The sequence below is a fragment of the Magnetospirillum sp. XM-1 genome, from assembly GCF_001511835.1.
Classification (GTDB): Bacteria; Pseudomonadota; Alphaproteobacteria; order Rhodospirillales; family Magnetospirillaceae; genus Phaeospirillum.
The window spans coordinates 1,623,680-1,649,174 of the sequence record NZ_LN997848.1; the positions used below are offsets into that span (position 1 = coordinate 1,623,680).

The 25,495-nt window shown below is 62.9% G+C and carries 23 protein-coding genes; 11 read left to right on the plus strand and 12 right to left on the minus strand.

From position 1 onward, the window contains the following. Positions 1-16: 16 nt before the first annotated feature. A complete protein-coding gene (locus tag XM1_RS07600; RefSeq protein ID WP_068432174.1) occupies positions 17-1,522 on the minus strand; it encodes a vWA domain-containing protein in 1,506 nt (501 codons plus the stop codon). 13 nt (positions 1,523-1,535) lie between these two features. Next, positions 1,536-2,387 carry a hypothetical protein gene (locus tag XM1_RS23910; RefSeq protein ID WP_156428668.1) on the minus strand — a complete coding sequence of 284 codons (852 nt, stop codon included), beginning with the start codon at positions 2,385-2,387 and terminating at the stop codon, positions 1,536-1,538. Positions 2,388-2,824: 437 nt separating this feature from the next. Here XM1_RS23910 and XM1_RS07615 point away from each other — a divergent pair, with 437 nt between their 5' ends. After that, complete coding sequence (locus XM1_RS07615; RefSeq protein WP_068432183.1) at positions 2,825-3,394, plus strand: site-specific integrase; 570 nt, start codon at positions 2,825-2,827, stop codon at positions 3,392-3,394. A 507-nt stretch (positions 3,395-3,901) separates the two neighbouring features. Here XM1_RS07615 and XM1_RS23140 read toward each other — a convergent pair. From XM1_RS23140 to XM1_RS23915, 3 genes are all read right to left on the minus strand, one after another. Beyond that, the gene (locus XM1_RS23140) at positions 3,902-4,555 is read right to left on the minus strand and encodes an ATP-binding protein (protein ID WP_082700416.1); all 654 of its coding nucleotides are present in this window, start codon (positions 4,553-4,555) and stop codon (positions 3,902-3,904) included. A gap of 57 nt (positions 4,556-4,612) precedes the next feature. Next, complete coding sequence (locus XM1_RS07620) at positions 4,613-5,353, minus strand: hypothetical protein (protein ID WP_068432186.1); 741 nt, start codon at positions 5,351-5,353, stop codon at positions 4,613-4,615. Between the two features lie 172 nt (positions 5,354-5,525). Next, positions 5,526-6,158: a hypothetical protein gene (locus XM1_RS23915; RefSeq protein WP_156428669.1), complete on the minus strand. Its 633-nt coding sequence runs from the start codon at positions 6,156-6,158 to the stop codon at positions 5,526-5,528. Between the two features lie 187 nt (positions 6,159-6,345). Here XM1_RS23915 and XM1_RS07630 point away from each other — a divergent pair, with 187 nt between their 5' ends. The 5 genes from XM1_RS07630 to XM1_RS07650 all read left to right on the plus strand — a co-directional run bounded on the left by XM1_RS07630 (position 6,346) and on the right by XM1_RS07650 (position 12,893). Continuing rightward, complete coding sequence (locus tag XM1_RS07630) at positions 6,346-7,236, plus strand: hypothetical protein (RefSeq protein ID WP_156428670.1); 891 nt, start codon at positions 6,346-6,348, stop codon at positions 7,234-7,236. Positions 7,237-7,482: 246 nt separating this feature from the next. Then, positions 7,483-8,691: an AmmeMemoRadiSam system radical SAM enzyme gene (amrS, locus tag XM1_RS07635; RefSeq protein ID WP_068432196.1), complete on the plus strand. Its 1,209-nt coding sequence runs from the start codon at positions 7,483-7,485 to the stop codon at positions 8,689-8,691. A gap of 66 nt (positions 8,692-8,757) precedes the next feature. Further along, complete coding sequence (locus XM1_RS07640; RefSeq protein ID WP_068432198.1) at positions 8,758-9,747, plus strand: lysylphosphatidylglycerol synthase transmembrane domain-containing protein; 990 nt, start codon at positions 8,758-8,760, stop codon at positions 9,745-9,747. Positions 9,748-9,827: 80 nt separating this feature from the next. Continuing rightward, positions 9,828-11,330 carry a leucyl aminopeptidase gene (locus tag XM1_RS07645; protein WP_068432201.1) on the plus strand — a complete coding sequence of 501 codons (1,503 nt, stop codon included), beginning with the start codon at positions 9,828-9,830 and terminating at the stop codon, positions 11,328-11,330. A gap of 99 nt (positions 11,331-11,429) precedes the next feature. Then, positions 11,430-12,893, plus strand: a complete 1,464-nt coding sequence (locus XM1_RS07650) for a leucyl aminopeptidase (RefSeq protein ID WP_068432205.1) — start codon at positions 11,430-11,432, stop codon at positions 12,891-12,893. An 87-nt stretch (positions 12,894-12,980) separates the two neighbouring features. Here the strand turns inward: XM1_RS07650 and XM1_RS07655 are convergent, their stop codons facing one another. Next, a complete protein-coding gene (locus tag XM1_RS07655; RefSeq protein WP_068432208.1) occupies positions 12,981-13,937 on the minus strand; it encodes a glycosyltransferase family 2 protein in 957 nt (318 codons plus the stop codon). A 57-nt stretch (positions 13,938-13,994) separates the two neighbouring features. On the opposite strand from XM1_RS07655, the gene XM1_RS07660 reads away from it, so the two are divergent. After that, positions 13,995-14,450, plus strand: coding sequence for a DNA polymerase III subunit chi (locus XM1_RS07660; protein ID WP_068432211.1), 456 nt, complete (start codon positions 13,995-13,997; stop codon positions 14,448-14,450). Between the two features lie 3 nt (positions 14,451-14,453). Here XM1_RS07660 and XM1_RS07665 read toward each other — a convergent pair whose 3' ends face one another. The 5 genes from XM1_RS07665 to serB form a co-directional block, all read right to left on the minus strand. After that, positions 14,454-14,660, minus strand: a complete 207-nt coding sequence (locus tag XM1_RS07665; protein WP_068432214.1) for a hypothetical protein — start codon at positions 14,658-14,660, stop codon at positions 14,454-14,456. A gap of 55 nt (positions 14,661-14,715) precedes the next feature. Continuing rightward, on the minus strand, positions 14,716-17,100 hold the full coding sequence (locus tag XM1_RS07670) for a PAS domain S-box protein (protein ID WP_231920725.1): 2,385 nt from the start codon (positions 17,098-17,100) through the stop codon (positions 14,716-14,718). A gap of 85 nt (positions 17,101-17,185) precedes the next feature. After that, positions 17,186-17,668 (minus strand): bacterioferritin, encoded by a 483-nt coding sequence (gene bfr, locus XM1_RS07675; RefSeq protein WP_068432217.1) that lies wholly within the window; start codon positions 17,666-17,668, stop codon positions 17,186-17,188. Then, entirely contained in the window at positions 17,665-18,156 is a 492-nt protein-coding gene (bfr, locus tag XM1_RS07680; protein ID WP_068432220.1) for a bacterioferritin, read from the minus strand. The genes bfr (XM1_RS07675) and bfr (XM1_RS07680) overlap by 4 nt, the downstream gene beginning before the upstream one ends. Before the next feature lie 140 nt (positions 18,157-18,296). After that, a complete protein-coding gene (serB, locus tag XM1_RS07685; protein ID WP_068432223.1) occupies positions 18,297-19,193 on the minus strand; it encodes a phosphoserine phosphatase SerB in 897 nt (298 codons plus the stop codon). A 134-nt stretch (positions 19,194-19,327) separates the two neighbouring features. Here serB and XM1_RS07690 point away from each other — a divergent pair, with 134 nt between their 5' ends. Next, the gene (locus XM1_RS07690; RefSeq protein ID WP_068432226.1) at positions 19,328-20,575 is read left to right on the plus strand and encodes a DUF1015 domain-containing protein; all 1,248 of its coding nucleotides are present in this window, start codon (positions 19,328-19,330) and stop codon (positions 20,573-20,575) included. Here the strand turns inward: XM1_RS07690 and XM1_RS07695 are convergent, their stop codons facing one another. Further along, positions 20,576-21,778: an MFS transporter gene (locus XM1_RS07695; RefSeq protein ID WP_068432229.1), complete on the minus strand. Its 1,203-nt coding sequence runs from the start codon at positions 21,776-21,778 to the stop codon at positions 20,576-20,578. Between the two features lie 178 nt (positions 21,779-21,956). Between XM1_RS07695 and XM1_RS07700 the strand changes: the two genes are divergently transcribed. Genes XM1_RS07700 through XM1_RS07710 form a run of 3 tightly spaced genes read left to right on the plus strand, consistent with a single transcriptional unit; the run spans position 21,957 to position 25,477 of the window. Beyond that, positions 21,957-22,571, plus strand: a complete 615-nt coding sequence (locus XM1_RS07700) for a hypothetical protein (RefSeq protein WP_231920726.1) — start codon at positions 21,957-21,959, stop codon at positions 22,569-22,571. Positions 22,572-22,583: 12 nt separating this feature from the next. Beyond that, complete coding sequence (locus tag XM1_RS07705; RefSeq protein ID WP_068432232.1) at positions 22,584-23,864, plus strand: HD-GYP domain-containing protein; 1,281 nt, start codon at positions 22,584-22,586, stop codon at positions 23,862-23,864. Between the two features lie 50 nt (positions 23,865-23,914). Beyond that, positions 23,915-25,477: an ATP-binding protein gene (locus XM1_RS07710; RefSeq protein WP_068432235.1), complete on the plus strand. Its 1,563-nt coding sequence runs from the start codon at positions 23,915-23,917 to the stop codon at positions 25,475-25,477. The last annotated feature ends 18 nt before the right edge of the window (positions 25,478-25,495 follow it).

Here is a 25,495-nt window from a genome sequence, read left to right on the forward strand (position 1 = left end):
ACCTCCTGTCCCTTGCTCAAGGCTTTGTGGCCGTCTGGTCGATCCGAGTGATGATTTCTACCCACCGCATCCAGTCGTCGAGATTGTTTTCAAACTCGATCAAAAGGGCAACGGAGCGACTACCATCACGACGGATTTCCTGAGATTTCTTCACCCCCAGAACCACATCCATATTCGGGCAGATAATCTTGGTGACGGCCTTGACCTCGGCTCCATGAGTTTCGAATTTGACGCCGTGCATGGAAATATCGATTGCTGGCGTTTCCCGCTTCTCACCATCAGCACTAATCCATTGAATCTCCATGGCTCCGGAAGGCACAGCAACACGCAATGAGAACCGTCGCTCGACCTTGACAGCTTCGCTTTCCGCTATAAGAAGCTTCCGCCGCAATTTCTCCGCATCATCAAGGGCACCTTTGACCTTGGCGTCAATGTATTGGGAGGCAAGGTCCACCGGAACGGCTGGTTCGGCCTTGGCAGCCGCTCGTCGCCGATAGACGATCAAAGCTCCAGTAACACCGCCCAACAACACAAGAACAATCCCCCATATGGGTGACTGACTGGTTTGCGTCTCCACAAGAGCTACGGGCTGGGGGGTAACTGGCTCAGCCGCCCTTATTTCGACGGGAGGAGATAGCGGCTTGGGGGCGGGTTGCTCCCTCGGCTGAACCTTCGTAGCGATCTCGGGAATCGTGGTAAGGGCTATGGCGGCTCGATGCTCGTGGTCGTCCGGTAGGGCTTCCTTGACGATAGCACTGGAATGCTGTTGCAAGGCCGTCATGGCCTTCTGCAATTGCTCAACGGGATTTTCCTGAGCAGCCACCCGCATCGGCAGATATTGGGCACCTGCTGCCTTGGCCCAGGTCTTTAGATAATAGGAGGTTCCGGACAAATCCCAGATGATCAGCCGATCACCGATCAGTTTGGCGATGCCCGGCATCTGGCCTTCGATCAGATCGATATTGCGGGCGTGGTAAAGAGCGCCGAGTTTTTCAAACCGCTTCCGCTTCGAGACCCCGGCATCCTTCATCTGCTGATACTGGCGGTTCAGGTCTTCATAGCGGGTGTCCGCTTGAACCTCCTTGCTGAGATAGCCCAGCTTGGCATCCCAAATTTCCGGCTCGCCATCGGATATGATGATCGCCAGTTTGGTGGAGGGTTTGGCAAAATTCAAAAGATATCGAAAGGGCATCTCCAGGTCGGTCGCCTTGCCAGCCATCTCGATTTCGTCGATCGCCTGGTTCAGGGCCTTGATGTCGGTGGCAGTATCGCGCTCCACGGCAAGATGGCGGTATAGGGCTTCAGCAAAGCCGACGACTTCGATTTTATAGGGATTGTCGAAGGTCTTCAGGAAGGTAAGCAGCCATGCCTTGGAGGCAAGTTTTGGATCGTGCTTTCCAACCGATCCCGATTGATCGAACAAGATGATAATGTCCGGCTGCTCTTGGGCTGAAACAGGGCGAATAGGGCCAAGAACAACACTGGCAATCAGGGCGGCAGCCAGAATGATGCGAGCAAGCATGTCCGCCTCCCGTCTATTCTAGGTTGGACAGAATGGTCGAACGCTTCTCCGCAAGGAAGTCCTTGATCTCGGTCTCGGCCATGAGCTTCCGCTCCGAGGCGAAGGTCGAGAAATATTCATGGATGCTGTCAAATTCGGCTGTAACTTTCTCGATCAGCTGACGCCGCAAGTCAGTGACCTCGGTCTGATAGCTGCTCTCAAACCGTTCCTGAAGCCGCGATTTCTCGGACTCCGTCCACGCCATGATCTTGGACAGTGCCAGTTCCTTCTGTGCGGCGACGGCCTCTTCCATCTCGGCTACTTTTTCCCGGCGGCGCTGGTCAATATCCCGATCCAACTCGGCCATCTCAGCCTCAATCTCACGCTGCCGAGCCAAGAGAGTGGTGATGCTCTCGTCGAGAGCGTCCTTTGTTCGGGTGAGGTCAGTGACATCAGAGGACAATTCAATCACATGCGTTCTCTTGCGGTCGGCCTCCTCCTGAAGGTCGGAGACTTGCTCTACCAGCTTCTGCTCAACCTCGCGAAGCTCTCTCACACGGGTTTCAGCCGCAACCTTTGTCGTGATTGCAGCATTGATTTCTGCTTGCTCGGCAGCCAGCTTCTCGGCTTTACGGGCATCCACTTCCTGCTCAAATTCATGGATAGAGGCGAGAAGCGTACCTTCTCTTGCGGCAAGCGCAGTCACCCGAAGCTGAAGCTCGGCCTTCTGCCGGGCCAGTTTCCCAGCGTCATCGATACCCTGAAAATTTATTGTGCGGCTATCTTTGGGGACTGGTTTTGTTTTGTTGCGATCAGCCAGTTTGGACACACCAACCATGACGGCCAAAAAACCACACGCTGACAGAGCGATAAGAAGTATCGGCATAATCCCCCCCAAATGGCTAACGGCCATATCCACTCAGTTTAGCACATCCGGTATTACCGCCCATGCCAAAAGCCGATAGCCCCCAACAGGGTTGGTAAGTGACGACTTGTGGCACGCATCAGTCATCTGTGGCATTCATCCCAATGGCCGCTTTCGAGCGCTACGCTCAGGCGATTGGATGACGAAGTTGGGCGCGAAGCGGACTTAGAGGCGGAATCCAGAACAGGTGATCTTTGGAACTGCTGCGGCGAGGTTAGAATTTATCGGAACTCATCATCCTCGCGCCTGAACACCAGCGCCCTTAAAGTTATGGAATAGCAAAACCATAACCAAGCGCGGATTTCTGCCATTTTCAAAGCCCGATATAGGGGAGACCTCGGCAAAAGGTGATGTGACACTACCCATAGGATGAAAACATAACATTATGGGTGTTCGTCATGTCGCAAGCCAAAGTCCTGTCCGAAGCCGAGATGAAGCGCGTCCTGGCTGTGGTCGCCCAGCAAGGCGTACTTTCCACCCGTAATCGCCTTGCAGTGTTGCTTTCGCACTGGGCTGGCATGCGGGCCGGTGAAATCGCGGCCTTGAGAATTATGGACGTGGTTAATGAAGGCGGTGCTGTCCGTGATCGCGTCCACCTCGCAGCCACCCAAACCAAGGGCAAGCGTGGGCGGACGGTGTTCATCAACACCAAGCTCCAGCGCGAGATCGCTCGCTATCTTGAACAACGTGAATGGACCGACGAGCGCAAGCCGCTGATCCGCAGTCAAAAGGGTGGACACTTCACGCCGACTACTATGGTCATGCTGTTCCGCCGCATTTATGACGAGGCTGGTTTGACGGATGCGCGTTCACACAGTGGGCGTCGGTCGTATTTGACGACGCTGGCGAACAAGGGCGTATCCGTGTTCGTGCTTCAACAGCTTGCTGGACACCGGAGCATCCAAACCACCCAGCGTTACGTCACGGTCAACGAAGAGATGATGGTGAAGGCGGCTGAGTTGGCTTGAAATGTCTGTTAAACAGACAAAAGCGAGGCCCATACGGACCTCGCTTTAATTTAGTCTATGATGTTGGAAATACCCGCTCCCGGCGTCAAGCTTAGAAAGGATTTTTCCTTCCATTCCTTCAACTCCTTGTCGCTGAAGATTTCTTCCATGCTTTCACCCGCCATAAATCTATCGTGAGGCGTGATATCACCTCGCGACGCGGCTTTGTAAAACGGATGGTCCGCCAGATTTCCGAACGGCAGATCGTACTTTAGTCGCAGTAGATTTAAGCGGCATCGAAGGTCATCAATCTCAGCGCGAGCATCCCCGTATGTATCTGGGAAATCAAGCTGGTATCGCCGAATTTAACGTTCGGCATCGTGTAATAGATCACTTAACATGTATGTGCTCCTTTATTGCGCCCAAGGCCATGCACGCGCTCTTGCTGAAAGACCGCATAGCTACTCGTTTGAATTTTGGGGATGCGAATGCGCGACTTTGTGTCGCGCGACCCGTAGCTTCGTCCAATTAAGGGGGATTCCGCTCTGCAGACTTCTGAGAACGAATGCTGTTTCCATAGCGCTCCAACAAAATCAGCATCTCTCGAAAGCTTCCGTCCACCGACACACAGATGTTTTTAATTACCTCCGCCGACAATGGAAGGCACTCGATCAGAGAAATTCTCTGGGCATACGTCTCCATTGTGTATGTGTCCGTATGATCGAAGCAAACCGTTGAAAACCTATTTTTCAAAGGAGGATCGAGCTCTCGCGGGTTGTTCGTCGTCGCCAAAAACAGCGTTGAGTGAGGTGCTCTGTCGATAACTCCCCGCAGCATCATCTGGTTTCGTCTAGACAATGCGTCCAGTTCATTAAGAATGACGAAGCGCTCGCCTCTTGGACCTAATCCCGACACAAGGCTGACATCGTCCATTTTCTTTTGGAATTTCGTCGATGTCATTTCGGCTGTGCAGTCGATATCCACGATGCTTTGACCGGTGTCGCCTCTTGCGAGTGGAATGAGGTTGGCGCAAGTGGTTTTTCCGTTGCCCGGTTTGCCCCACAAAATCAGTGGAGCGGATGTCTTCCCGAGTGCATAGTTCTCGATTGAAGCCTTGGTGAAATCGCTTGGGTAGACAATGTCGCTCCACGTTTTAGGTGTGTATTTTTCAGTTAAGTTCATTTCTTTTTCCTTTTGTTGGTGGGTTGTTGAGGGCGCAAAAATGCGCCCCCACAAAGATCAGGCGGAGGCCAGATCGTTTTTGATGATTTGTTCTGGATCTTGAGAGTTCTGCTCAGCAGAACTTTCCGAGCTAAGCTCTTGTTTTCCCAAGGCTTGCACTGCCGCACCGACGATTTCATCGTTGGCGGAAAGCACCATCAGTTCCAGTTCACCGGCGTTGCCGACTTTGAAGAAGCCAACCACATAGGCGCCAGCCTTCGACGCACCGGGCACGGAGTGCTTGATGGTCGTAATCGGCTTAGCGGGTTTGTAAATCGCCTTGGTAGCCGCATTTTCCAGCTGATTGCTCGTAACTTTGGGCTTTTCCGAAGTCTTCTTGCGGTTAACGCCGGCGATGCCGCCGTTGGCAATCGCCCAATCAGAAAGTCCGGAAGGAAGAACCCCATCCTTATCCGCAGCTTTGATGAGTTTTACGTAAGGGCTGGCTTGTTTGCTGTCCTTTCCCAACACCCAGCGCACAACCTTGGTGAGAAGATTGCTTTTCTGAGCGGCGATATTCTCTTTGTCGCAAAGATTGTTGAATGCGATGCGGAGGTTTTTGTTGCCGGTAATCCGGTTGGAAATAGACCAGCATTTAGCCAAATGTGCGTAGACCTTGAGGTGATAAGCGCTGGTGTCGCTCGCATAAGCGGCTTTAACCGCATCGAGTTCGGCAACGGTTTTGTCCAAGTCGGTTTGGACGGTGGTGATGATGGTGCTGTTTTCACCGACAGCGGCGGTTTCATTAAAATTAGACATAGATTTTCTCCTCGTTATGTCTTCTCGTGCACACGTTTGGTTTGACTTGTTCGCAACAGACGCGGCACATAACCGTTGCGGACAAGGGTGGTCGGAACGCTTTTGGGCGTGTTCGACCGATCGCCCGTTGCCGGGCGCATAGAAGTGCTTTTCGGCACTGCTAAATCGAGAATTAGGCGGCTAGGCCCAGGGTGTGGCGGGCCGGAGTGAAAGCCTGCATGAACAGCGACACAACGGTGCTGCGCGATGCGACTTGCTTGAAGCGGTTGAGCATAAAACAAGCGTAGGTTGCGCCGAAATCGTCAGCATCAATAGGCGGCAGAGCGATGGCAGCGCGGAGCTTGTTGGTGACAGCAAGGGTTTGCATGTAGTGCGCCGACGGAGGCGTTTTAACCAGCTTGGCAACGCTTTGCAGGCGGGCCTTGGACACCTTGCTTAGCGCGGGCTTGGCCACAGGCTTTTGCGTTTTGGTCGGGGTGCGCTGCTTTTTACGTTTTGCAGCAAGTTCGGCTTTGCGCTGAGTGGCAAGCTGCTGCAGGCGTGCATTGACGCGCATTTCCTGTGCAGCAAGCACCTGCGCCAAGTGCTGTGCATTAGCAGTGCGTTGCGCTTGCTGGTCGGCGTTGGTTTGCTGGTTGGCTTTGTTGCGCTTAGCAACATACTGAGCGTTGCTAACAGGGGTGTTACGCTTGTTTTGTGCGTGATAAGCAGCAGTGTTAGCTGCAACTTCGGTGCTGCAATTAGCGTTAGCGTAAGCAGCAATTTGTTGTGCGGTGTAGTGCGTGCAGGATTGGCGTTTGTGCATTTGCGTGGGCTCCGAAATTTCGCCACTTGTACGCCTTCGGAAGGGGATTTTCTAAGCAACGCAGATCGACTTGACGAAATTTTGACGCCTCAAAACACTAAATTAATACAATAAAAACATAATGGTGTGACGCGAGTGACGCACTGCTATAGTGTCGTCTCTCTATAGCAATGCAATGGTAAAATTCATGCATGTCATGCTGTTCACCTTCTATTGGACCGCCAAGCAGGAAGTGGAGAGGCCTGTATGCGCTAGGCCTGGGGATGACGTTGAAGCTGCAATCAGCAAAAGCCTTGTGATGACCACACAGAAGGCCATGGCAGACACATTGGTCCGTAAATTGGTGCGGAACGGGCTGATTGATGAACTAAGCGGGCATACGCTGATTGAATACGCCTATAGCGAAGGGGCGGACGATGACCTACAGGACGAGGTGTTCCAGCATTATGTGCGGGAGGCGTCGGCCGACAGCTCTCGGCGCTACATCTTCGTGTCGCCGTTTTCCTATATTGGGCGATGGCGAAAAATGACCCGACCAAAATGTCGGTTCGCCCATTATAAACAGCTTCATCCAACCTTGTTTCCAAGTCGGTCCGAGGCCCCTCAAGATAAGCCTCAAGCGGTTTCCTACAATATGGACATCACGGATACGATCAATACGGAAGCCTGGGTGGTGAAGATTGAAAAGGCTTACCAAAAGGCGATATCCAACCGCAAACGAAGCAATCGAATGCGAAAGCTGCATAAAAGCCAGCGCAAGCAGTTGGCCCGAAATGCAAACGTCGAGAATGTGGTGGGGTTCCCGCAGTACGCCAGAGAGGAAGGGGCGAGAAAGACCGCCCAACTTCATGCTGAACGTTCGGCGGAACTCGGCGCCAAGCTTGGCGCAATAGCCTCGGCTTGGACAATCACGCGCGCCATCACCTGGACGGACATTGCCAAGAAACTGAATGACGAAAAATATGCCCTGACCGGCACCGACTACACCGAATGGAATGCGGGATCGTTGCGCTCGCGGTCCAGCAGGGGAACCATTCCGTCCATTGACGAATTAAAGAAGCTGGCCAGGAAGCGGTGACGGAATTTGTCCGTTAAACGGACACAGCGCCAATCATAAAAAATTGTCGGCCACGATCATGATGGTGTATTTGGCTTCCAGCTTGGCTTTCATGGCGTCGTGATTTTCAGAATTTTGAGCAGGATATCAATTTTCGAGGATTTGATCGCGGGCTTTCAAAGCGGATTTAAGGTCAGAGCGAATTCAGAATGTGGTAGACTTTTGCGATGGCGAATCCTCTCTTTCCGAGCGGGAGCTTGTCTCCAAATGTTTCGCAGAACCAAGTACTGGACGAGGCTGGGTGACGGTCGCATCCAGTGTGATGTGTGTCCCCGAGAGTGCAAGCTCCATAATGGGCAGCTTGGTCTCTGCTTCAACCGAGCGGCAATACACGACGAAATTGTTCTGACGACATACGGACGCAGCAGTGGGTTTTGCATCGATCCCATTGAAAAGAAGCCTTTAAATCATTTTCTACCAGGAACACCGATCCTGTCTTTAGGAAGCATCGGCTGCAATCTAACCTGCAAATTTTGCCAAAATTGGAGTATTTCAAAAGACCAGGATAACTTATTGAAAACGCTTGTCCGCGAAGCGCAGAATTCACACACAGTTTACACACAGTTATTGAGCGAAAATATCACGCAAAATCAAATAGATACAATATGTAAGGATAGCCAGAACTGGGACATCTCCAAGGCGCGCGAGATCGACCGGCTGAACGATTACGCCGATCCCGACATGATCGCGCGCGCCGCTTTGCAGCTGGGCTGCCGCTCGGTGGCCTTCACCTACAACGATCCGACCATCTTCCTGGAATACGCCGTGGACGTGGCCAAGGCCTGCCATGCGCGGGGATTGAAGACCGTGGCGGTGACGGCGGGCTACATCAAGCCCGCGGCCAGGGCCGAGTTCTACGCCCACATGGACGCCGCCAACGTGGACCTGAAGGCCTTCACCGAGGATTTCTACCATCGCCTGTGCGGTGCCCATCTGGAGGCGGTCAAGGATACCCTGGTCTACCTGAAGCACGAGACCGATGTGTGGTTCGAGGTCACCACCTTGCTGATTCCCGGCGAGAACGATTCGCCAAAGGAGATCGACGCCCAGAGCCGATGGATGATGGAGGCCTTGGGACCCGACGTTCCGCTTCACTTCTCCGCCTTCCATCCCGACTGGAAGATGACCGACAAGTCCCACACACCGCCCGCGACGCTCACCCGGGCCCGCGACATCGCCATGGGGAACGGCCTGAAATACGTCTATACCGGCAATGTCCACGATCCGGCCGGCGGCGGGACCTATTGCTCGGGCTGCGGCGCGCTGCTGATCGGGCGCGACTGGTACGAGCTTTCCACCTGGGCGCTGACGCCAGAGGGCCATTGCCGCCACTGCGGCACGCCCTTGCCCGGGCGTTTCGAGGCGGCGCCCGGGACCTGGGGGCGGAAGCGGCAGCCGGTAAGGTTCCAGCGCTGAGGTATTCCCTTTCCCGCCGGATATGGTAAAGCTTGCCGCCTCTCGACCTGATGGATTCCGAGATAGATGGTGAAGCGCTGGTTGCCGTGGGTCCTCAAGGGGGGGCTGTCGGTCGCATTGATCTGGTTCGCGTTCAGGAATATCGATCTGGCCGAGGCCTGGAGTCGCGCCAAGACGATTGATCCGGTGATGCTGTGCGCGGCGTTGGCTCTGGGAATCGCGCAAGTGGTCATCGGGGCGGGGCGCTGGTGGCTGGTCCTGCGCGCCCTCAAATCGACCTTTTCGGCGATCCAGGCGCTTCCGGTCTTTTATATCGGCGTCTGCTTTTCCATCGTCACCCCGGTTCTCGGTGACGCGGTCCGCATGTGGAAGGCCCATCATTCCGGGCTGTCGCTCAAGACCAGCGTCAATTCCGTGATGCTGGAGCGTCTGGTTACCATCTTAGGCCTCGTGCTGCTGGTCGCCGCCATGGAGCCGCTTCTGCTGGCCCGGGTGCCCGATGTGCCCGGAACCTGGGTGTTTCCCCTGCTGTCCGTGATCGGTGTCGCCGGTCTCGTCTTCATCAGCCAGCTGGACCGGCTTCCCGCCTCGCTGCATCGCTGGCGGGTGGTGCGCGGGCTGGTGCATCTGGCCGGCGATACCCGCCTGCTGGCGCGGCGCGTGCCGTATGGGGCGGGAACCCTGGCGGTCGCCATCTTCGGCCACGCCAATCTGGCCTTGATCGTTTACATCCTGGCGGTCGGCCTGAAGATCAATGTCTCCCTGCTCGATTGCCTGATCCTGTTTCCGCCGGTGATCCTGGCGCTGACCCTGCCCATCTCCATCGCCGGCTTCGGCCTGCGCGAGAACATCATGATCGTCGCCTTCGGCTGGGTGGGGGTTGAAGCCAGTTCGGCTGCGGTTCTGGGGCTCATGTACGGGCTGATCAGCATCGTCACCGCCCTGCCCGGCGGGCTGATCTGGCTGATGTCGGGCGATCATCCCAATCTGGAAGAGATCGAGCACATCGAGGAAGAGGCCGAGATCGAGGCGGAAAAGGACGGAATAGCGGGGTAATCCCCTTTCCTTCCTGCCTAAGCGCGCTACATTGGGAACAGTGAATTCCGTCCCAATGTCCTTCAAGCGCGAGGATGTCCATGAAGATCGCCTTTTCCAAGCCGTCGCAGCCCACCACCGGCGCCGTCGCCGTCGGTATCCTTGAAGGCAAGGTGCTGACCGGCGCCGCCCAGGCGCTGGACGCCCAGGCCAAGGGAGGCATTGCCCGCGCCATCGCCGCCTCGGGCCGCTTCGAGGGCAAGAAGGGGCAGACCCTGCTGATCCTCGCCCCCGCCGGGCTGGAACTGTCCCGCGTGCTGCTGGTCGGGCTGGGCAAGGCCAAGGATCTGGACGCCCTGGCGGCGCAGGCCTTCGGCGGCACCGTGGTGGGGCAGTTGCTGACCTCGGGCGACGCGGACGTGGCCGTGGCCTTCGACGTCATCCCCGGCTCGCCCTTGTCGGCCGCCGAGTTCGCCGCGCAGGCGGCGCTGGGCGCGCGCCTGCGCTCGTATCGCTTCGACAAGTACATGACCAAGCAGAAGAAGGAGGACAAGCCCTCCTTGAAGAAGCTTTCCCTCATGACCGAGGCGGCGGCCGAGGCCAAGGCCGTCTTCGCGACCCTCGATAAGGTGGCCGACGCGGTGTTCCTGACCCGCGACGTGGTCTCCGAGCCCGCCAACGTCATCCACCCCGAATCCCTGGCCGAGAAGGCCGAGACCCTCAAGGACTTGGGCGTCGAGGTCGAGGTGCTGGGCGAGAAGCAGATGAAGAAGCTGGGCATGGGCTCGCTTCTTGGCGTCGGCCAGGGCTCGGAGCGCGAATCCAAGCTGGTGATCATGCGCTGGCAGGGCGCGCCCAAGAAGGACGAGGCCCCGGTCGCCTTTGTCGGCAAGGGCGTGACCTTCGATTCCGGCGGCATTTCCATCAAGCCGGGTGCCGGCATGGAGGACATGAAGTGGGACATGGCCGGCGCCGGCGCGGTGATCGGCGCCATGGCCGCCCTGGCCGGTCGCAAGGCCCGCGTCAACGCGGTGGGCGTGGTCGGGCTGGTTGAGAACATGCCGTCGGGCACCGCCCAGCGCCCCGGCGACGTGGTGACCTCCATGTCGGGCCAGACCATCGAGGTGATCAACACCGACGCCGAGGGCCGCCTCGTGCTGGCCGACGCGCTGTGGTACACCCAGGACCGCTTCAAGCCGAAGTTCATGGTCGATCTCGCCACGCTGACCGGCGCCATCATCATCGCCTTGGGCAACGAATACGCCGGCCTGATGGCGTCCGACGACAAGCTGGCCGACCGGCTCACCGCGGCGGGCAAGGCGGTGGACGAGAAGCTGTGGCGCCTGCCCTTGGGCGAGTCCTACGACAAGCAGATCAAGTCCGACATCGCCGACATGAAGAACGTGGGCGGCCGCGAGGGCGGCTCCATCACCGCCGCCCAGTTCCTGAAGCGCTTCACCAACGATGTGGCCTGGGCCCATCTGGACATCGCCGGCATGGCCTGGAGCAAGAAGGACAGCGCCGTCTGCCCCAAGGGCGCCACCGCCTTCGGCGTGCGCCTGCTGGACCGGCTGGTGGCCGATTTCTACGAGGAGAAGAAGTAGCCAGGGAAATTGTCATCCCGAGCGTAGGCGAGGGATCTTTCAGCCGCCATTGCCGGAAAGATCCTTCACTGCGTTCAGGATGACGGGACGTCGCCGCCCATGCGCATCACCTTCCGCTCTTCCCCCGCCACATTCGAAGGCGCCGTCGCCGTCGGGCTGTGGCGGGGGCGTCTCGCCACGCCGTCGTTCACCGCCCTGGACGGCGACGGCTCGCTGTCCCGGGCGCTGAAGCGCCTGGGCTTCGACGGCGATGCCGAGGAGACCGAACTGCTGCTGGCGCCAAGGCCGCCGCTCGCCGCCCTGGTGGCGTTCGGGCTGGGCAAGGGGCGCAAGCTCAATGCAAAGCGCCTGCGCCGCATCGGCGCCTGCCTGCTGGACGAGTTGGACGAAAGCCGCGCCAGATCGGCCACCGTGCTGCTCGACCTGCCGCCCGATCAGGTGGCCGAGCTGGCCTATGGGCTGCGGCTCAAGTCCTATCGCCCGCTGTCCAAGTACCGCACCAAATACGATCCCGACGACGAGGACGACATCCGGCCGGTTCTGGACCACGTGGTGGTCTGCTGCGCCCTGCCCGACGAGGCCGAACGGCTGTTCGCCGCCCACGAGGCGGTGGCGAGGGGCGTGTTCCTGGCCCGCGACCTCACCGACGAGCCGGGCAACGCGCTGGGGCCGGAGGAATTCGCCGAGCGCGCCCGCCTGCTGGAGACGCTGGGCGTCGAGGTCACCGTGCTCGACGCGGCGGCGCTTGCCCAGCAGGGGCTGAACCTGCTGGCGGGAGTGGGCCAGGGCAGCGACCGGCCGCCGCGTCTGGTGCTGCTGCGCTGGAAAGGGGCGGAGGGGCGGCCGCTGGTGCTGGTGGGCAAGGGCATCACCTTCGATACCGGCGGCATCACCATCAAGGATGCCGAGGACATGGAGCTGATGAAGGCCGACATGGCCGGCGCGGCGGCCGTGACCGGCGCCATCTGCGCCGTGGCGGGGCGAAAGGCCCGCGCCCATGTGTGCGGCGTGCTGGCCCTGGCCGAGAACATGCCGTCGGGCCGGGCCCAGCGCCCCGGCGACGTGGTCAAATCCTTCTCGGGCCAGACCGTCGAGGTGATCGACACCGACGCCGAGGGCCGCCTCGTGCTGGCCGACGCCCTGGCCTGGGCGGCGGAGCGCCTCAAGCCGGCGGTCATGGTCGATATCGCCACACTGACCGGCACCACCGAGGAACTGCTGGACGCCGAATATGCCGGCCTCTACTGCAATGACGACGGATTGGCCCAGCGTCTGCTCCGGCACGCCAAGGCCGAGGACGAGCCCTTGTGGCGGCTGCCGCTGACCAAGGCCTGCGACGAGGATCTGAAGTCGGATATCGCCGACCTCAGGCATTGCGCCTGGGGCGACGTGCCCGACAACGACGACGCGGCCCGCTTCCTCGAGCATTTCGTGCCCGAGGGCTTGGCCTGGGCCCATATCGACATGGCGGGGCGCGAATTCGCCGACGAGGACGACCCGCTGTGCCCGGAGACGGCGACGGGCTATGGGGTCAGGCTGTTCGACGCCCTGGCCGGCGGGTGAGAGGGCGGGCGGGACGCCCGCGCTCCAACCGGATATCGTCCATGAGAGGGCGGGCGGGACGCCCGCGCTCCGACTACCGGATGTCGTCTATCGGAGCGCGGGCGTCCCGCCCGCAGGTCGCGGCTTCGGCGCCGACTGGACGTCGTGGGCGATGGCCTGAAGCAGCAGCTGGAAGCCCAGGATGGTGGGCATGGCGGCCAGCATGACGGTGCCGGCGGTGCGCGGCACGCCCGAGGCCACCGAGGCGATCCACTGGCCGACGCCTTCCACCAGACCGAAGGCCAGCAGCGGCACGCCGATCAGCAGGTAGAGCGAGGCGATGGTGAAGTCGCTGATGAAATAGCGGAACAGCAGGCGCTTGAGGAACCCGCGCAGCAGCAGCGGCGGGAAGTCGCGCAGCACCTTGGCCACCGACAGCGACGAGACCTCGTCGCCATAGCGCGCCGGCATGGGCACGTCTTCCACCGGCAATCCGGCCATGCCCAACTGGATCAGCATGTCGCTTTCAAAGAAATAGCGCTCGGCCAGACGGCCCAGGTCCAACTCCACCAGGGCGCGGCGGTGAATGGCGGTGTAGCCGTTGCTGGGGTCCATCACCCCCCATTGGCCCGACGCCGCCTTGACCAGGAACGACAGGCCGGAATTGCCGATCAGGCGGACCGGCGGCATGGCCTTGAGTTCCGGCAGGTGGCGGAAGCGGTTGCCCTTGGTGTAGTCGACCCGGCCCGATGCCAGCGGTTCGATCAGCCGGGGCAGCTCGGCCGGGTCCATCTGGCCGTCGCCGTCCATCTTGACGCAGATGTCGCAGTCCAGCTCCAGCGCACGGCGATAGCCGGTGACCACCGCGCCGCCGACGCCCTTGTTCGCGGCGTGGCGGATCACCTCGACCCGCGGGTCGGAGGTCCGGGCCGCCACGTCGCCCGAACCCTCGGGGCAGTCGTCGTCCACCACCAGGATGTGGGCGATGGACGCGGGAATGCCGGCCAGCACCGCCTCGATGTGGCGGGTCACCTTGTAGCAGGGGATGATCACGGCAATCTTCATGGCTGGGGATTATACCTCTGCCTCGCCGGAACGCCATTCCCATGGTAAACCTGGGGCATGACCCAGATCGGCTTCTATCACCTGACCCGTCTGCCGCTGGAGCAGGCCCTGCCCAAGCTGCTGGAAAAGGCCCTGGCCGCCGGATTCCGCGCCGTGGTGCTGGCCGGCTCGTCCGAGCGGGTCGAGGCGCTGAACGACCGGCTGTGGACCTTCGAGCCCGATTCCTGGCTGCCCCACGGCTCGGCCAGGGACGGCGAGGCGGCCATGCAGCCCATCTGGCTGACCCATGTGGACGAGAACCCCAACCAGGCGACCATCCTGGTGATGTGCGACGGCGCGGCGTCCGAGACGGTGGGCGGGTACCAGCGCGGCCTCGACCTGTTCGACGGCAACGACCCGGATGCGGTCGAGAAGGCGCGCGAGCGCTGGAAGCGCTGGAAGGCCCTGGGCCACGAACTGGTCTACTACCAGCAGACCGAGCGCGGCGGCTGGGAAGAGAAGGCGCGGGGATAGGCCCTATTCGTAGCGCTTGATGTCCAGCTCTTCCGGCGAGTCGGCGACCAGCTGCAGGGCCACGGTGCCGTTGCCGGTGCGGATCAGCAGTTCAAGGAACCAGGTGCCGTCCTCCAGCTCCATGGGCTGGGCGGCGCCGATATAGCTGACCCCTTCCACGTCCATGCTGAGGCTGTGGTTGTCATTGAACGAAATGGCCGCGACCTTCATGGCCGAACACTCCTTCTGGGCGCCGGCGTGAGAGTCTCGCAATTGGCCGTCGGCGTCAATGCGCCGGTTGGCCTGGTCTGTTCCGAGGGGCGGCCGGCAGGGCCACCAGGAAGGTGCAGCCCCGGCCGTATTCGGATTCCACCCAGATGCGTCCATGGTGGGTGGTGACGATCTTGCGGCAGATGGCCAGCCCGATACCGGTGCCCTCGAACTCGCCCTCGCCGTGCAGGCGCTGGAACATGCCGAAGATGCGCTCGAAGTGCTCGGGGTCGATGCCCATGCCGTTATCCGCCACCGAGATGATCCATTCGTCCCCGTTCCGGTGGGCGCCGATGCGGATTTCCGGCACGCGGTCGGGGTGGCGGTACTTCACGGCGTTGCCGATCAGGTTCTGGAACAGCCTGACCAGTTCGCTGGGAATGCCGGGAAGGGTGGGAAGCGGAAGCTCGACCGTGACCCTGGCCTCCTCGCTGGCGTCGTCGAGGCCCAGATTGGCGCGGGACGCGGCGACGATCTCGCCCAGGTCGACGGGCGTCATGGACTCGCCGCCACGCCCCACCCGCGAATATTCCAAAAGGCCCTTGATCAGGGCGTCCATGCGCTTCACGCCCGAGACGGCGTAGCCGATGAACTCGCGGGCGCCGTCGTCCAGGCGCTCGCCCAGGTGGCGCTCCAGCAAGGTGACGTAGGAGCTGACCATGCGCAGCGGCTGGCGCAAATCGTGGGAGGCCACGTAGGCGAACTGTTCCAGCTCGGCGTTGGAGCGGGCCAGTTCGGCGGTCTTGGCCTGAAGCTCCGCCTCGAAGCGGTTGCGGTCGGAGACGTCGACCACGATGGAGCTGAGATAGGCCCGCCCGCCCACGTGCAGCGGCGAGGTGTAGACCTCCACGTCGCGGACCTCGCCCGAGGACAGGCGGTGGTGAAAGCGCAGGAACTTGCGGCCCTCGTGCTCGACCGCCGCCAGTTCCCGCTGGATCTCCTCGGGCGAGGCGGTGTTGATGTCGCCGATGCGCATCCGCTTCAGCACCTCGATGGGATAGCCGTAGAACAGGGCGGCCGAATCGTTGGCGTCGTTGATGGCGCCGCTCTTGGGGTCGATCAGCAGCTTGATGGCCGGGTTGCGGTGGAAGCTTTGGCTATAGAGCTCCTCGCGTTCCGAGATGGCCTGCTGCGCCCGGTGGGCGTCGGTGACGTCGCGCCCTACCGTCTGGTAGCCCGTCAGGTTGCCGAGCATGTCGTACAGCGCCGTGGTCCGCCATTCGATCCAGCGTTCCTGTCCATCGGGGCGCACCACCCGGCGGTGGTCCTCGCGATAGGGCTGGCCATGGTTCAGGGCCTGCAGGCAGGACAGGATGAAGGGGTGTTCCTCCTGGGCGAGGAAGTCGATCCACTTGGTTCCGATCAACTGGTCGGGGTCTTTGCCGTAGAAGCGGGCGTAGGCCCGGTTGACGGTCTGCAGCGTGGTGTCGGGGGCATAGCGGTGGATCAGGTCGTCCTGGTCGTTGACCAGGATGCGGTAGCTTTCCTCGCTGGTCTTGAGCGCCGCTTCGGCCATTCGCCGCTCGTATTCGCGCCTGTTGAGCTGGACCGCCGTGCGCAGCGCCAACAGGGAGAACAGCACGCCGCCGGCTCCCATGATCATGGTGTTGCCGGTCCAGCGCCGCAGCGCCGCCCTGGTGGTGATCCCCACCGACGCCACGACGGGCTGCTGTTCCAGCACCTGATACGAGGCCAGGCGGTCCAGGCCGTCGAAGGCGCTGGGGGCGATGAAGGTGCCGGAGCGCGCGTTGGGCAGGTATCGGGTGAACAGTGGGCCCGAGCGGATCGAGGTGCCCACGTGGCTGCCGGGGGCGGGCAGGCGGGCCAGCACGTCGCCGTTGAGGTTGGTGATCACCGCCCGGTCCACGTCGCCGGACATGACGCCGCCCAGCGCCTCGGAGAAGAATTCGGGGTTGAGCGCCGCCGCCGCCAGCCCGGCGAAGGTTCCCAGCGGGCTGATGATCGGCCGCGCCACCACCAGTCCCTGTTTGCCGGTGATCGGGCTGATGGCCGGAGGGGCGATGATCAGGCCCGGACGGAGCGGCCCCGACACCGCCATCTCGAAATAGGGGCGGCGCGAGAGGTCCATGCCCACCATGGACGGCAAGGTCGCCGCCTTGACCCGTCCGTCGGCCCCGATCACGAAGATGTTGCGGACTTCGGGCATGCCGGCGCTGCGATAGCGCATCAGGGTCAGCAATTCCGCCGGGGACTGCTTTTCCTGGGATTGGCTGGCGACGTCCTGCAGCATCAGGTCAAGGCCGCGCAGCGACCCGGAAAGGCGCTCGGCCACCACCCGGGTCAGGGCCTCGGTCAGCCGGGCGCTGTCGTTGATGCTGTCGTTGCGGTCCCGCCATGCCATCAGGACGCCGCTGCTCCAGATGAACAGCAGCACCGCCACCGTGTAGGCCAGCGGCCGGTATGACCTCGTGACGACTTTCAGCCCATCCCCCCTGCGCTTCCTGTCTGGCGCTTTGCTGTCCGGTTCAGCCGCTTTCGATCTCGCCCATGGCCGCCTGGAGGTAGTTCTGCGCCCCCATCTTGTCCATCAGGTCGATCTGGGTTTCCAGCCAGTCGATGTGTTCTTCCGTATCCTCCAGGATCTCGGCCAGTTCGTCGCGGGTGACGAAATCCTGCTTCGCCTCGCAAAGGGCGACGGCCTCGACCAGGGCCTTGTGCTCGGCCTGCTCCATCTTCAGGTCGGCGGCGAGCATCTCGCTCACGTTCTCGCCGATGGAAAGCTTGCCCAGGTCCTGCAGATTGGGCAGCCCCTCCAGGAACAAGATGCGCTCGATCACCTCGTCGGCCTGCTTCATCTCGTCGATGGAGTATTTGTAGATCGCCTTGCCCAGATCCTTCAGGCCCCAGTTCTTCAGCATGCGGGCGTGCAGGAAGTACTGGTTGATGGCGGTCAGGTGCAGCTTCAGCACGCCGTTCAGGTGGCGCAGGACCTCCTTGTCGCCCTTCATGACGCGCCCCCCGCGATGTCGCCGGCCGCCGACTGGATGTAGTTGGGCAGGCCCATGCGCTCGATCAGGCCCAGTTGCTGCTCCAGCCACAGGGTGTGGTCCTGCTCGGTGTCCTCCAGGATCTTGCCCAGGATGCGCCGCGTGTCGTAATCGCCCTCGGCCTCGCAATGGGCGATGGCTTCCTTCAGTTCGGCGATGACCTGGATTTCCAGGGCCAGGTCGGCCTTCAGCATGGAGGGCACGTCCTTGCCGATGGTCGGCGCCGGGCGCTTGGAGAGGTCGGGCGTTCCTTCCAGGAACAGGATGCGGCGGATCAGAAGGTCGGCGTGGCCGATCTCGTCCTGGCGCTCGTGGTCGATGCGCTCGTAAAGCTTGGCCAGGCCCCATTCGTGGTACATGCGCGCATGCACGAAATACTGGTCGGCTGCCACCAGCTCTCCGACCAGAAGTTTATTGAGCCTGTTAATGACGCTTTTCTTGCCCTTCATCGGCCGTCTCCTGATCAGGAATTGACCTGATGCCAGCCTAGCATTCCGTCAGGGGATGGCAAGCGGGCACTCGGATAAATCCATCACTTGGTGACGGCCGGGGCCATGATCCAGCCCCCGGACGCAGGAACCGGCGGGGTCTATTCCACCATTTCGTCGTCGGTGTAGCCCTGGGCGTAAAGCAGGTTGACCAGATCGCCGTGGTCGACCCGGACGCGGGCCTCGGCGGCGACCACCGGCTTGGCGTGGAAGGCGACGCCCAGGCCTGCGGCGCGCAGCATGTCCAGGTCGTTGGCGCCGTCGCCCACCGCCACCGCCAGTTCCGGGGTGATGCCCAGCTCGGCCGAGACGGCGTTGAGCGTCGCCAGCTTGGCCTCGCGGCCGATGATGGTGTCGCCCACCTGACCGGTCAGCTTGCCGTTCTCGACGATCAGCTCGTTGGCGATGTCGCGGTGGAAACCGCAGGATTCGCGGACCTTGGCGGTGAAGAACTTGAAGCCGCCCGATACCAGCACCGCATAGGCGCCGTGCTTGGTCATGGTGCGCACCAGCTTGTGGGCGCCCGGCGTGAACTTGATCAGGTCCCAGGTCTTCTGCAGGCACTCTTCCGGCAGGTCCTTCAACAGGCCGACGCGTTCGCGCAGCGCGGCCTCGAAGCCGATCTCGCCGTTCATGGCGCGTGCGGTGATCCGTGCGATATGGTCCTTGAGGCCCGCGAAGTCGGCCAGCTCGTCCAGGGTCTCGCCGGTGACCATGGTGGAATCCATGTCGGCCACCAGCAGTTTCTTCCTGCGTCCCTCGGCCTTCTGGGCGACCACGTCGATGTTCCAGCCTTCCAGGATGCGGGTGGCAATCTGGTCGGCCTCGCGCGGGTCGAGCTCGGAAAAGTCCAGGTCGCAGGCGTGTTCGGGGCTCAGCCAGCGGGCGTGGCCCACTTCGGCGCCAAGCGCGCGCAGCGCGCCGCGCACCTCGAACACCAGCGAGGAATCGAGCCCCTCTCCGCCATGTCCGGCGATCAGGGTCAGAACATTGATCATGGCGGGTCCTTGGGGGATAGAAAAAACGGTCCCGTTTACTGCACTGCAGCACGCATTGGCAAGCACGAAGCCCTTGGCGGATGCCTTGGGGCGGGATAAACCGGAAGGACTAGACATCAAGAGGGAGGCCCAAAGTGTCCGTGCCGCTGCTCCGTCCGTTCCCCGGCCTGCGCCCCACGCCCGAGAGCGCGCCCCAGGTGGCGGCGCCGCCCTATGACGTCCTGTCCTCCGACGAGGCCCGCGAGATGGCGGCGGGCAAGCCGCTGTCCTTCCTGCATGTCTCGAAGCCCGAGATCGACCTTCCCCCCGGCACCGATGCCTATTCCACTTCCGTCTACGCCAAGGCGGCCGAGAACCTGCGGGCCATGGTGGGCTCGGGCGTGCTGGTCAGGGATGCCAGGCCCTGCTTCTACGTCTACCGCATCAAGATGGGCGACCACGTGCAGACCGGCATCGTCGGCGGCGGCTCGGTGGCCGCCTATGATGCCAACCGCATCCGCAAGCACGAATTCACGCGGCCGGACAAGGAGGACGACCGCGTCCGCCAGATCGATGCCTGCGACGCCCAGACCGGCCCGGTGCTGCTGGCCCATCGCGACACGCCGGAAATCAATGCCGCCGTCACGGCGGTCACGGCGGGGGCGCCCGCCTATGCGGTCAAGGCCGCCGACGGCATCGAGCACACCTTGTGGGTGATGGACGACGAGGCCCAGATCAAGGCGGTGACCAAGTCTTTCGACGCCATGAAGGCGGTCTACATCGCCGACGGCCACCACCGCTCGGCCGCCGCGTCGCGTGTCGCCATGGTCCGGCGCGAGAGGAAGTGCTGCGCTTCGGGCGAGGAGGCCTATGAAAGCTTCCTGGTGGTGACCTTCCCCATCCATGAGATGAAGATCTTCGACTACAACCGGGTGGTCACCGACCTTAACGGCCTGTCGCCCGAAGCCTTCCTGCAGGCGCTGGAGACCGAGTTCACGGTGGAGCCGGTCTCGGAACAGGCCCGGCCCGCCCATGCCCGCCAGTTCGGCCTGTATCTCAAGGGCAAGTGGTACCGGCTGGGCCTCAAGAATCCGCCGCCCGCCGATCCGGTGGCCCGTCTCGACGTCAGCCTGCTGTCCGACCGCCTGCTGGGGCCGGTGCTGGGCATCACCGATCTTCGTAAGGACAAGCGCATCGACTTCGTCGGCGGCAAGCGCGGCCTGGGCGAGCTGGAGCGCCGGGTGGATTCGGGCGAGATGGCCGCCGCCTTCGCCCTGTTCCCCACAAGTATGGAGGATCTGGTGGCGGTGGCCGATTCCAATCAGGTGATGCCGCCCAAATCCACCTGGTTCGAGCCCAAGCTGGCCGACGGCCTGATCAGCTATCCGCTGGACTGGCGGTAGCTACTCGGCGGCGGCGGGGACGGCCTGGCGTTCCCGCTCGGTCGGCAATTGCCAGGCGGCCAGGGCGACCAGGGCGGCCGAGACGGCCAGCACGGTGAACACCGTCTCGAAGCCGCCGCCCCAGCTCCGGATCAGCGACACCATGGGCACGCCCAGGCCCGAGACGCCGAAGGACAGGATGAACTTCATGCCGAAGGCGGTGCCCCGCCACTTGGCCGGGGTATAGCGCGACAGCAGCAGGTTCTCGGCCGGAATGCCCGCCATGTTGAAGCTGACGGCGAACACGGCGATCACCAGCAGCCCCAGCCCGCTGGCATGGGCGATGCCCAGCAGCAGCGGCACCTGCACGGCGGCGACCAGCATGTAGAGGCGCTTCGGGCTGTAGCGGTCGGCCAGATGGCCGGCCAGAATCTGGGTGAAACCCGCCAGCAGGTAGACCACCGTCACGCCGCCTGCCGCGGCCCAAAGGCCGAACTCGCCCAGGCGTTCCTCGAACAGCTTGGGGAGCGAGGGCTGGGTGGCCTGATAGACCAGACCGGCGCACAGCATGGTCACCGACAGCACGATGAAGGCCCGTACCGTGTCGCCCCGGTCGGCCACCGGTTCGGGCTTGCGGTCGGCCTTGGTCTCGACCACCACGCCCCGGGCCACCATGGCCAGGAACAGCAGGCCGGTGGCGAAGACCATCACGCCGGGGACGATGAAGGCGGCCCGCCAGCCCGACAGGGCGATCAGGCCGCCGGCCACCACGCCGGCCAGGGCGGGGCCGATGCCGCCGAACACGCCGTTCAGTCCGATGGCCTTGCCCTTGTCCACGGCGTTCCTGACCAGCCAACTGATGCCCACCGGATGATAGATGGAGCCGAACAGCCCCATGAAGCCCAGCGCCACCGCCAGGGATACCGGCCCCTGCGCCATTCCGACGCCGATGGCGGACAGGCCCAAGCCGATGAAATAGACCGCCATCATGCCCACCGTGCTCCAGCGGTCGCCCAGCCAGCCGGCCAGGGGGGCGGGCAGGCCATACAGCAGCTTGCCCGCGATGATCAGGGCCAGAACCTCCTCGTAGCTCATGCCCAGTTCGGCCGGCAGCACCAGGGCGACGATGAAGAAGATGGGCTCGAAGATATGGGCGTAGGCGTGGCCGGCGCAGGAAAAGGCCAGGGACGCCTGGGCGGAGCGGAGGGGAACGGCGGACGACATGAAAGACGGCTCGGGCAGGTGGGGGAGGGCGGTGGTCCGACCACTTTGGCACCCCGGTCGAAGGCAAAGCAATAATTACGTAACGGCCGGAACAGGCGGGGCGGGCTTGCATCAATTCGGGCTTTGAACGACATTAACGTATTGGAAACTTTTTCTCGACGCCCGGCGGTTTCATTTCATGAGCATGTCCACCGTCCTCATCATCAGCCTTGCGGCGGGAGTGATCCTGGTCGTCGGTGGCGGCCTGCTCATGTACATGGCCCAACTGGTCAAGAACGCCTACGAGTTGAAGGTCCAGATCAACGCGGAGGTGGACGAGCGCCTGACCAAGATGACCGAGGACCTGGACAAGAAGAGCCGCTGGATCAAGCGCGACCTGATCGAGGAGATCGAGAAGATCAAGATCGCCATGGAGACGTCCAACGCCCAGAAGTTCGCCGAACTGACCGAGCCCTTCAACCGGCGCGTCGAGGCGGCGGAGGAGATGCTGCGCAAGGACCGGGCGGAATGGACCAAGGCGCTGAACGAGGACCGCGAGGTCATCAAGGCGCTGGACGCCAAGCTGGGCTCCGTCCGCCGCGAGATCAAGAATGCCACCGAGGGGAGCAATCCGTCCCTGGACGCCGCCATGGCCAGCCTGGCCGCCGCCAAGGCCGCCGCCGGCGAGGCTCCGCCCGGGGAAGCGGGCGCCGAGGGCGCGCCGCCCGTGGCCGCGCCCGCCGTGCCGCCGCCTGCCGCTCCTCCCAACAACACCATGAGCGGCTTTCTTCCCGATCTCGGCCGCAAGGCCTGAGCCTCTCGTTCCATGGCCCTTTCGCTCAACCGGCAACTGGCGCTCCGCCTCGGGCTAGGCGGATTGGTGATCGCCCTCGCCCTGGGCGGAGCCACCTTCACCTACGAGATGGAGCGCATCGACGACACCTTCGTCGAGGAGGCGGTGGAGCAGGCCCGCACCCTGTCGCCGCAGCTTCCCGTTCGCCTGGACGCCGCCGCCCGTTCCCAGGTCCAGGCCCGTCTCAAGGATTTCCTGAAGGAGCGGCGCGGCGCCATCGACCACTTCGCCGGCGCCGAGATCTACGGTCCCGACCGCGTCTCGCTGGCCGAGGCGCTGGCCGACGACAGCGGCGCGCTGGGCCGGGCGGTGGACCGCTCGCGCCACGAATTCCCCCAGCCGGGCGAAAGCTGGTACACCAAGCATATCATCGGCGGCGAGCTGTACCTGCTGGTGATGACCGGCCTTAGCGCCCCGGATGGCGCCGCCATCGGCTATTTCGAGGGCATCTACCACGTGTCGCGGGCCCGTCTGGCCTGGGCCAGCCGCATGGGGCTGCGCAGTTCGGTCCTGGTGATCCTGTCGGTGCTGGCCACCTCGGGGCTGCTCTATCCCGTCATCACCCGGCTCAACCGCTCGCTGGTGGAACGGTCCCGCGCCCTGCTTTACGCCAATCTGGGCGCCATCGAGATGCTGGGTAACGCCATCGCCAAGCGCGACAGCGACACCAACAGCCACAATTACCGCGTCACCCTTTACGCCTTGCGACTGGCCGAGGAATCGGGCCTGGACGCCGCCCGGATCCGCTCGCTGCTCAAGGGCGCCTTCCTGCACGACGTGGGCAAGCTGGCCATTCCCGATTCCATCCTGCTCAAGCCGGGCAAGCTGGACGATGCCGAATTCGCCGTGATGAAGACCCACATCACCCACGGCCTCGATCTGGTCACGCGCTTCTCCTGGCTGAAGGACGCCGCCGACGTGGTCGGGCACCACCACGAGAAGTTCGACGGCAGCGGCTACATGGCCGGGCTGGCGGGAGACGAGATCCCCCTGGCCGCCCGGGTCTTCGCCATTGCCGACGTGTTCGACGCGCTGACCTCCAAGCGCCCCTACAAGGAGGCCATGCCGGTCGGCCAGGCCACCGCCATCATGGCGGCCGGGCGCGGCAGCCATTTCGATCCCGTTCTGCTCGACCGCTTCTTCGCCATGGCCGGGGGCCTGTACGCCGAGTATGGCGGGCGCGAGGACGAAGGGCTGAAGGACATCCTGCGGCGGCGCACCCTGGACTATTTCGAGGCGGCCCTGCATGTCTGATCCCACCTCGGGTGATCTCCGCCATGGAAAAAGCCGGGCGGTTATGGTCTATGATCACGCCCCAACCTTCGCTAGGCTCTCCAGACGTGGACATTGAACTCGGTACGACTTCCTCCGGCGCCCCCGCCCTCATGTCGCTCGAGGAGTTGCTCGCCACCCGTCTGCTGGTCCAGGGCAATTCCGGCAGCGGCAAGTCGCACCTGCTGCGCCGCCTGATCGAGCAGAGCGCCAACGCCGTCCAGCAGGTGGTGATCGATCCCGAGGGCGATTTCGCCAATCTGGCCCAGGTGTTCGGGCATATCGTCATCGACGCCGCCGCCCAGAGCGAGAACGGCATGCGCCTGATCGCCAGCCGGGCCCGCCAGACGCGGGTCTCGGTGGTGGTCAACCTGGAGAATCTGGACACCGAGCGCCAGATGCGCCACGCCGGGACCTTCCTCAACGGCCTGTTCGACACCGACCGCCAGTATTGGACCCCGGCCCTGGTGGTGGTGGACGAGGCCCAGCTGTTCGCTCCCGCCGTGGCCGGCGAGGTGGCCGACGACGCCCGCAAGTCCTCGCTGGAGGCCATGACCAACCTGATGTGCCGTGGGCGCAAGCGCGGGCTGGCCGGCATCATCGCCACCCAGCGCCTGGCCAAGCTGGCCAAGAACGTCGCCGCCGAGGCCAGCAACTTCCTCATGGGCCGCACCTTCCTCGACATCGACATGCAGCGGGCCGCCGACCTGCTGGGCATCGACCGCCGTCAGGCCGAGGTGTTCCGCGACCTGGAGCGCGGCCGCTTCGTCGGGTTGGGCCCCGCGCTGTCGCGGCGTTCCATCACCATCCGCATCGGCGACGTCCAGACCCGCAGCCATGCCGGCGGGGCCGGACTGGTGCCGCTGCCCGAACTGACCCAGGAAGAGGCGCGGGGGCTGCTGTTCAAGGCCAACACCCCGCCGCCGCCGCCCTATGTGCCCGAGCAGGGGCCGGGGACCGAGGCGCTGCTCGACGCCATCGAGCACACCCAGCCGGTGGCCGCCGCCCCGCCGCCGCCGCCCGCACCGACCCCCGCACCGGCGCCCGCGCCCACGCCCGCCGCCGAGGTCACGCCGCTGCCCGAAGCCGCCGACCGGGGCTCGGGCATCGATTCCGTCCTCGAGCAGCTGTTCAGCGAAAGCAGCGCGCTGGGGCGCTCGGTCGCCAGCCTCTACGACGACTTCCTGGCGCGTTGCCGCGTCCAGCGGCTGCCGGGCCGGGCGCTGGACATCACCCATTTCCGCCGCCGTCTGGTACTGGCCCAGGCCGGGGTCACCGCCGCCGTGGCGGCGCTTCCCGGCTGGGACAAGGCCGCCGCCATCGCGGGCGGGCTGGAGGAGCAGTTCCAGGGCATCTACCTGCATCTGGCGGCGGCGGCGGCGCAAAACCTGCCCTGTCCCAGCGATTCCATGATCACCCAGGCCTTCGGCAGCCATTCGCCGCGCCGCGCCCTGGCGGCGCTTTCGCGCATGCAGCAACTGGGCGTGGTCGAGATCTACGAGGAACTGGACGGCCAGCGGGTGATCGTCCTGCCGGCCCTGCAATGGCGGACCGCTCCCGGCCACGCCAGCGACGCCCTGGCCTGGAGCGGCTGAACGGCCGCCTCCCCCACC

Coding starts and splice junctions, on each gene's coding strand:
- XM1_RS07600 (WP_068432174.1), bottom strand. CDS start 1,522: ATGCTTGCTCGCATCATTCTGGCTGCCGCCCTGATTGCCAGTGTTGTT.
- XM1_RS23910 (WP_156428668.1), bottom strand. CDS start 2,387: ATGCCGATACTTCTTATCGCTCTGTCAGCGTGTGGTTTTTTGGCCGTC.
- XM1_RS07615 (WP_068432183.1), top strand. CDS start 2,825: ATGTCGCAAGCCAAAGTCCTGTCCGAAGCCGAGATGAAGCGCGTCCTG.
- XM1_RS23140 (WP_082700416.1), bottom strand. CDS start 4,555: ATGAACTTAACTGAAAAATACACACCTAAAACGTGGAGCGACATTGTC.
- XM1_RS07620 (WP_068432186.1), bottom strand. CDS start 5,353: ATGTCTAATTTTAATGAAACCGCCGCTGTCGGTGAAAACAGCACCATC.
- XM1_RS23915 (WP_156428669.1), bottom strand. CDS start 6,158: ATGCACAAACGCCAATCCTGCACGCACTACACCGCACAACAAATTGCT.
- XM1_RS07630 (WP_156428670.1), top strand. CDS start 6,346: ATGCATGTCATGCTGTTCACCTTCTATTGGACCGCCAAGCAGGAAGTG.
- amrS (WP_068432196.1), top strand. CDS start 7,483: ATGTTTCGCAGAACCAAGTACTGGACGAGGCTGGGTGACGGTCGCATC.
- XM1_RS07640 (WP_068432198.1), top strand. CDS start 8,758: ATGGTGAAGCGCTGGTTGCCGTGGGTCCTCAAGGGGGGGCTGTCGGTC.
- XM1_RS07645 (WP_068432201.1), top strand. CDS start 9,828: ATGAAGATCGCCTTTTCCAAGCCGTCGCAGCCCACCACCGGCGCCGTC.
- XM1_RS07650 (WP_068432205.1), top strand. CDS start 11,430: ATGCGCATCACCTTCCGCTCTTCCCCCGCCACATTCGAAGGCGCCGTC.
- XM1_RS07655 (WP_068432208.1), bottom strand. CDS start 13,937: ATGAAGATTGCCGTGATCATCCCCTGCTACAAGGTGACCCGCCACATC.
- XM1_RS07660 (WP_068432211.1), top strand. CDS start 13,995: ATGACCCAGATCGGCTTCTATCACCTGACCCGTCTGCCGCTGGAGCAG.
- XM1_RS07665 (WP_068432214.1), bottom strand. CDS start 14,660: ATGAAGGTCGCGGCCATTTCGTTCAATGACAACCACAGCCTCAGCATG.
- bfr (WP_068432217.1), bottom strand. CDS start 17,668: ATGAAGGGCGACAAGGAGGTCCTGCGCCACCTGAACGGCGTGCTGAAG.
- bfr (WP_068432220.1), bottom strand. CDS start 18,156: ATGAAGGGCAAGAAAAGCGTCATTAACAGGCTCAATAAACTTCTGGTC.
- serB (WP_068432223.1), bottom strand. CDS start 19,193: ATGATCAATGTTCTGACCCTGATCGCCGGACATGGCGGAGAGGGGCTC.
- XM1_RS07695 (WP_068432229.1), bottom strand. CDS start 21,778: ATGTCGTCCGCCGTTCCCCTCCGCTCCGCCCAGGCGTCCCTGGCCTTT.
- XM1_RS07700 (WP_231920726.1), top strand. CDS start 21,957: ATGAGCATGTCCACCGTCCTCATCATCAGCCTTGCGGCGGGAGTGATC.
- XM1_RS07705 (WP_068432232.1), top strand. CDS start 22,584: ATGGCCCTTTCGCTCAACCGGCAACTGGCGCTCCGCCTCGGGCTAGGC.
- XM1_RS07710 (WP_068432235.1), top strand. CDS start 23,915: ATGATCACGCCCCAACCTTCGCTAGGCTCTCCAGACGTGGACATTGAA.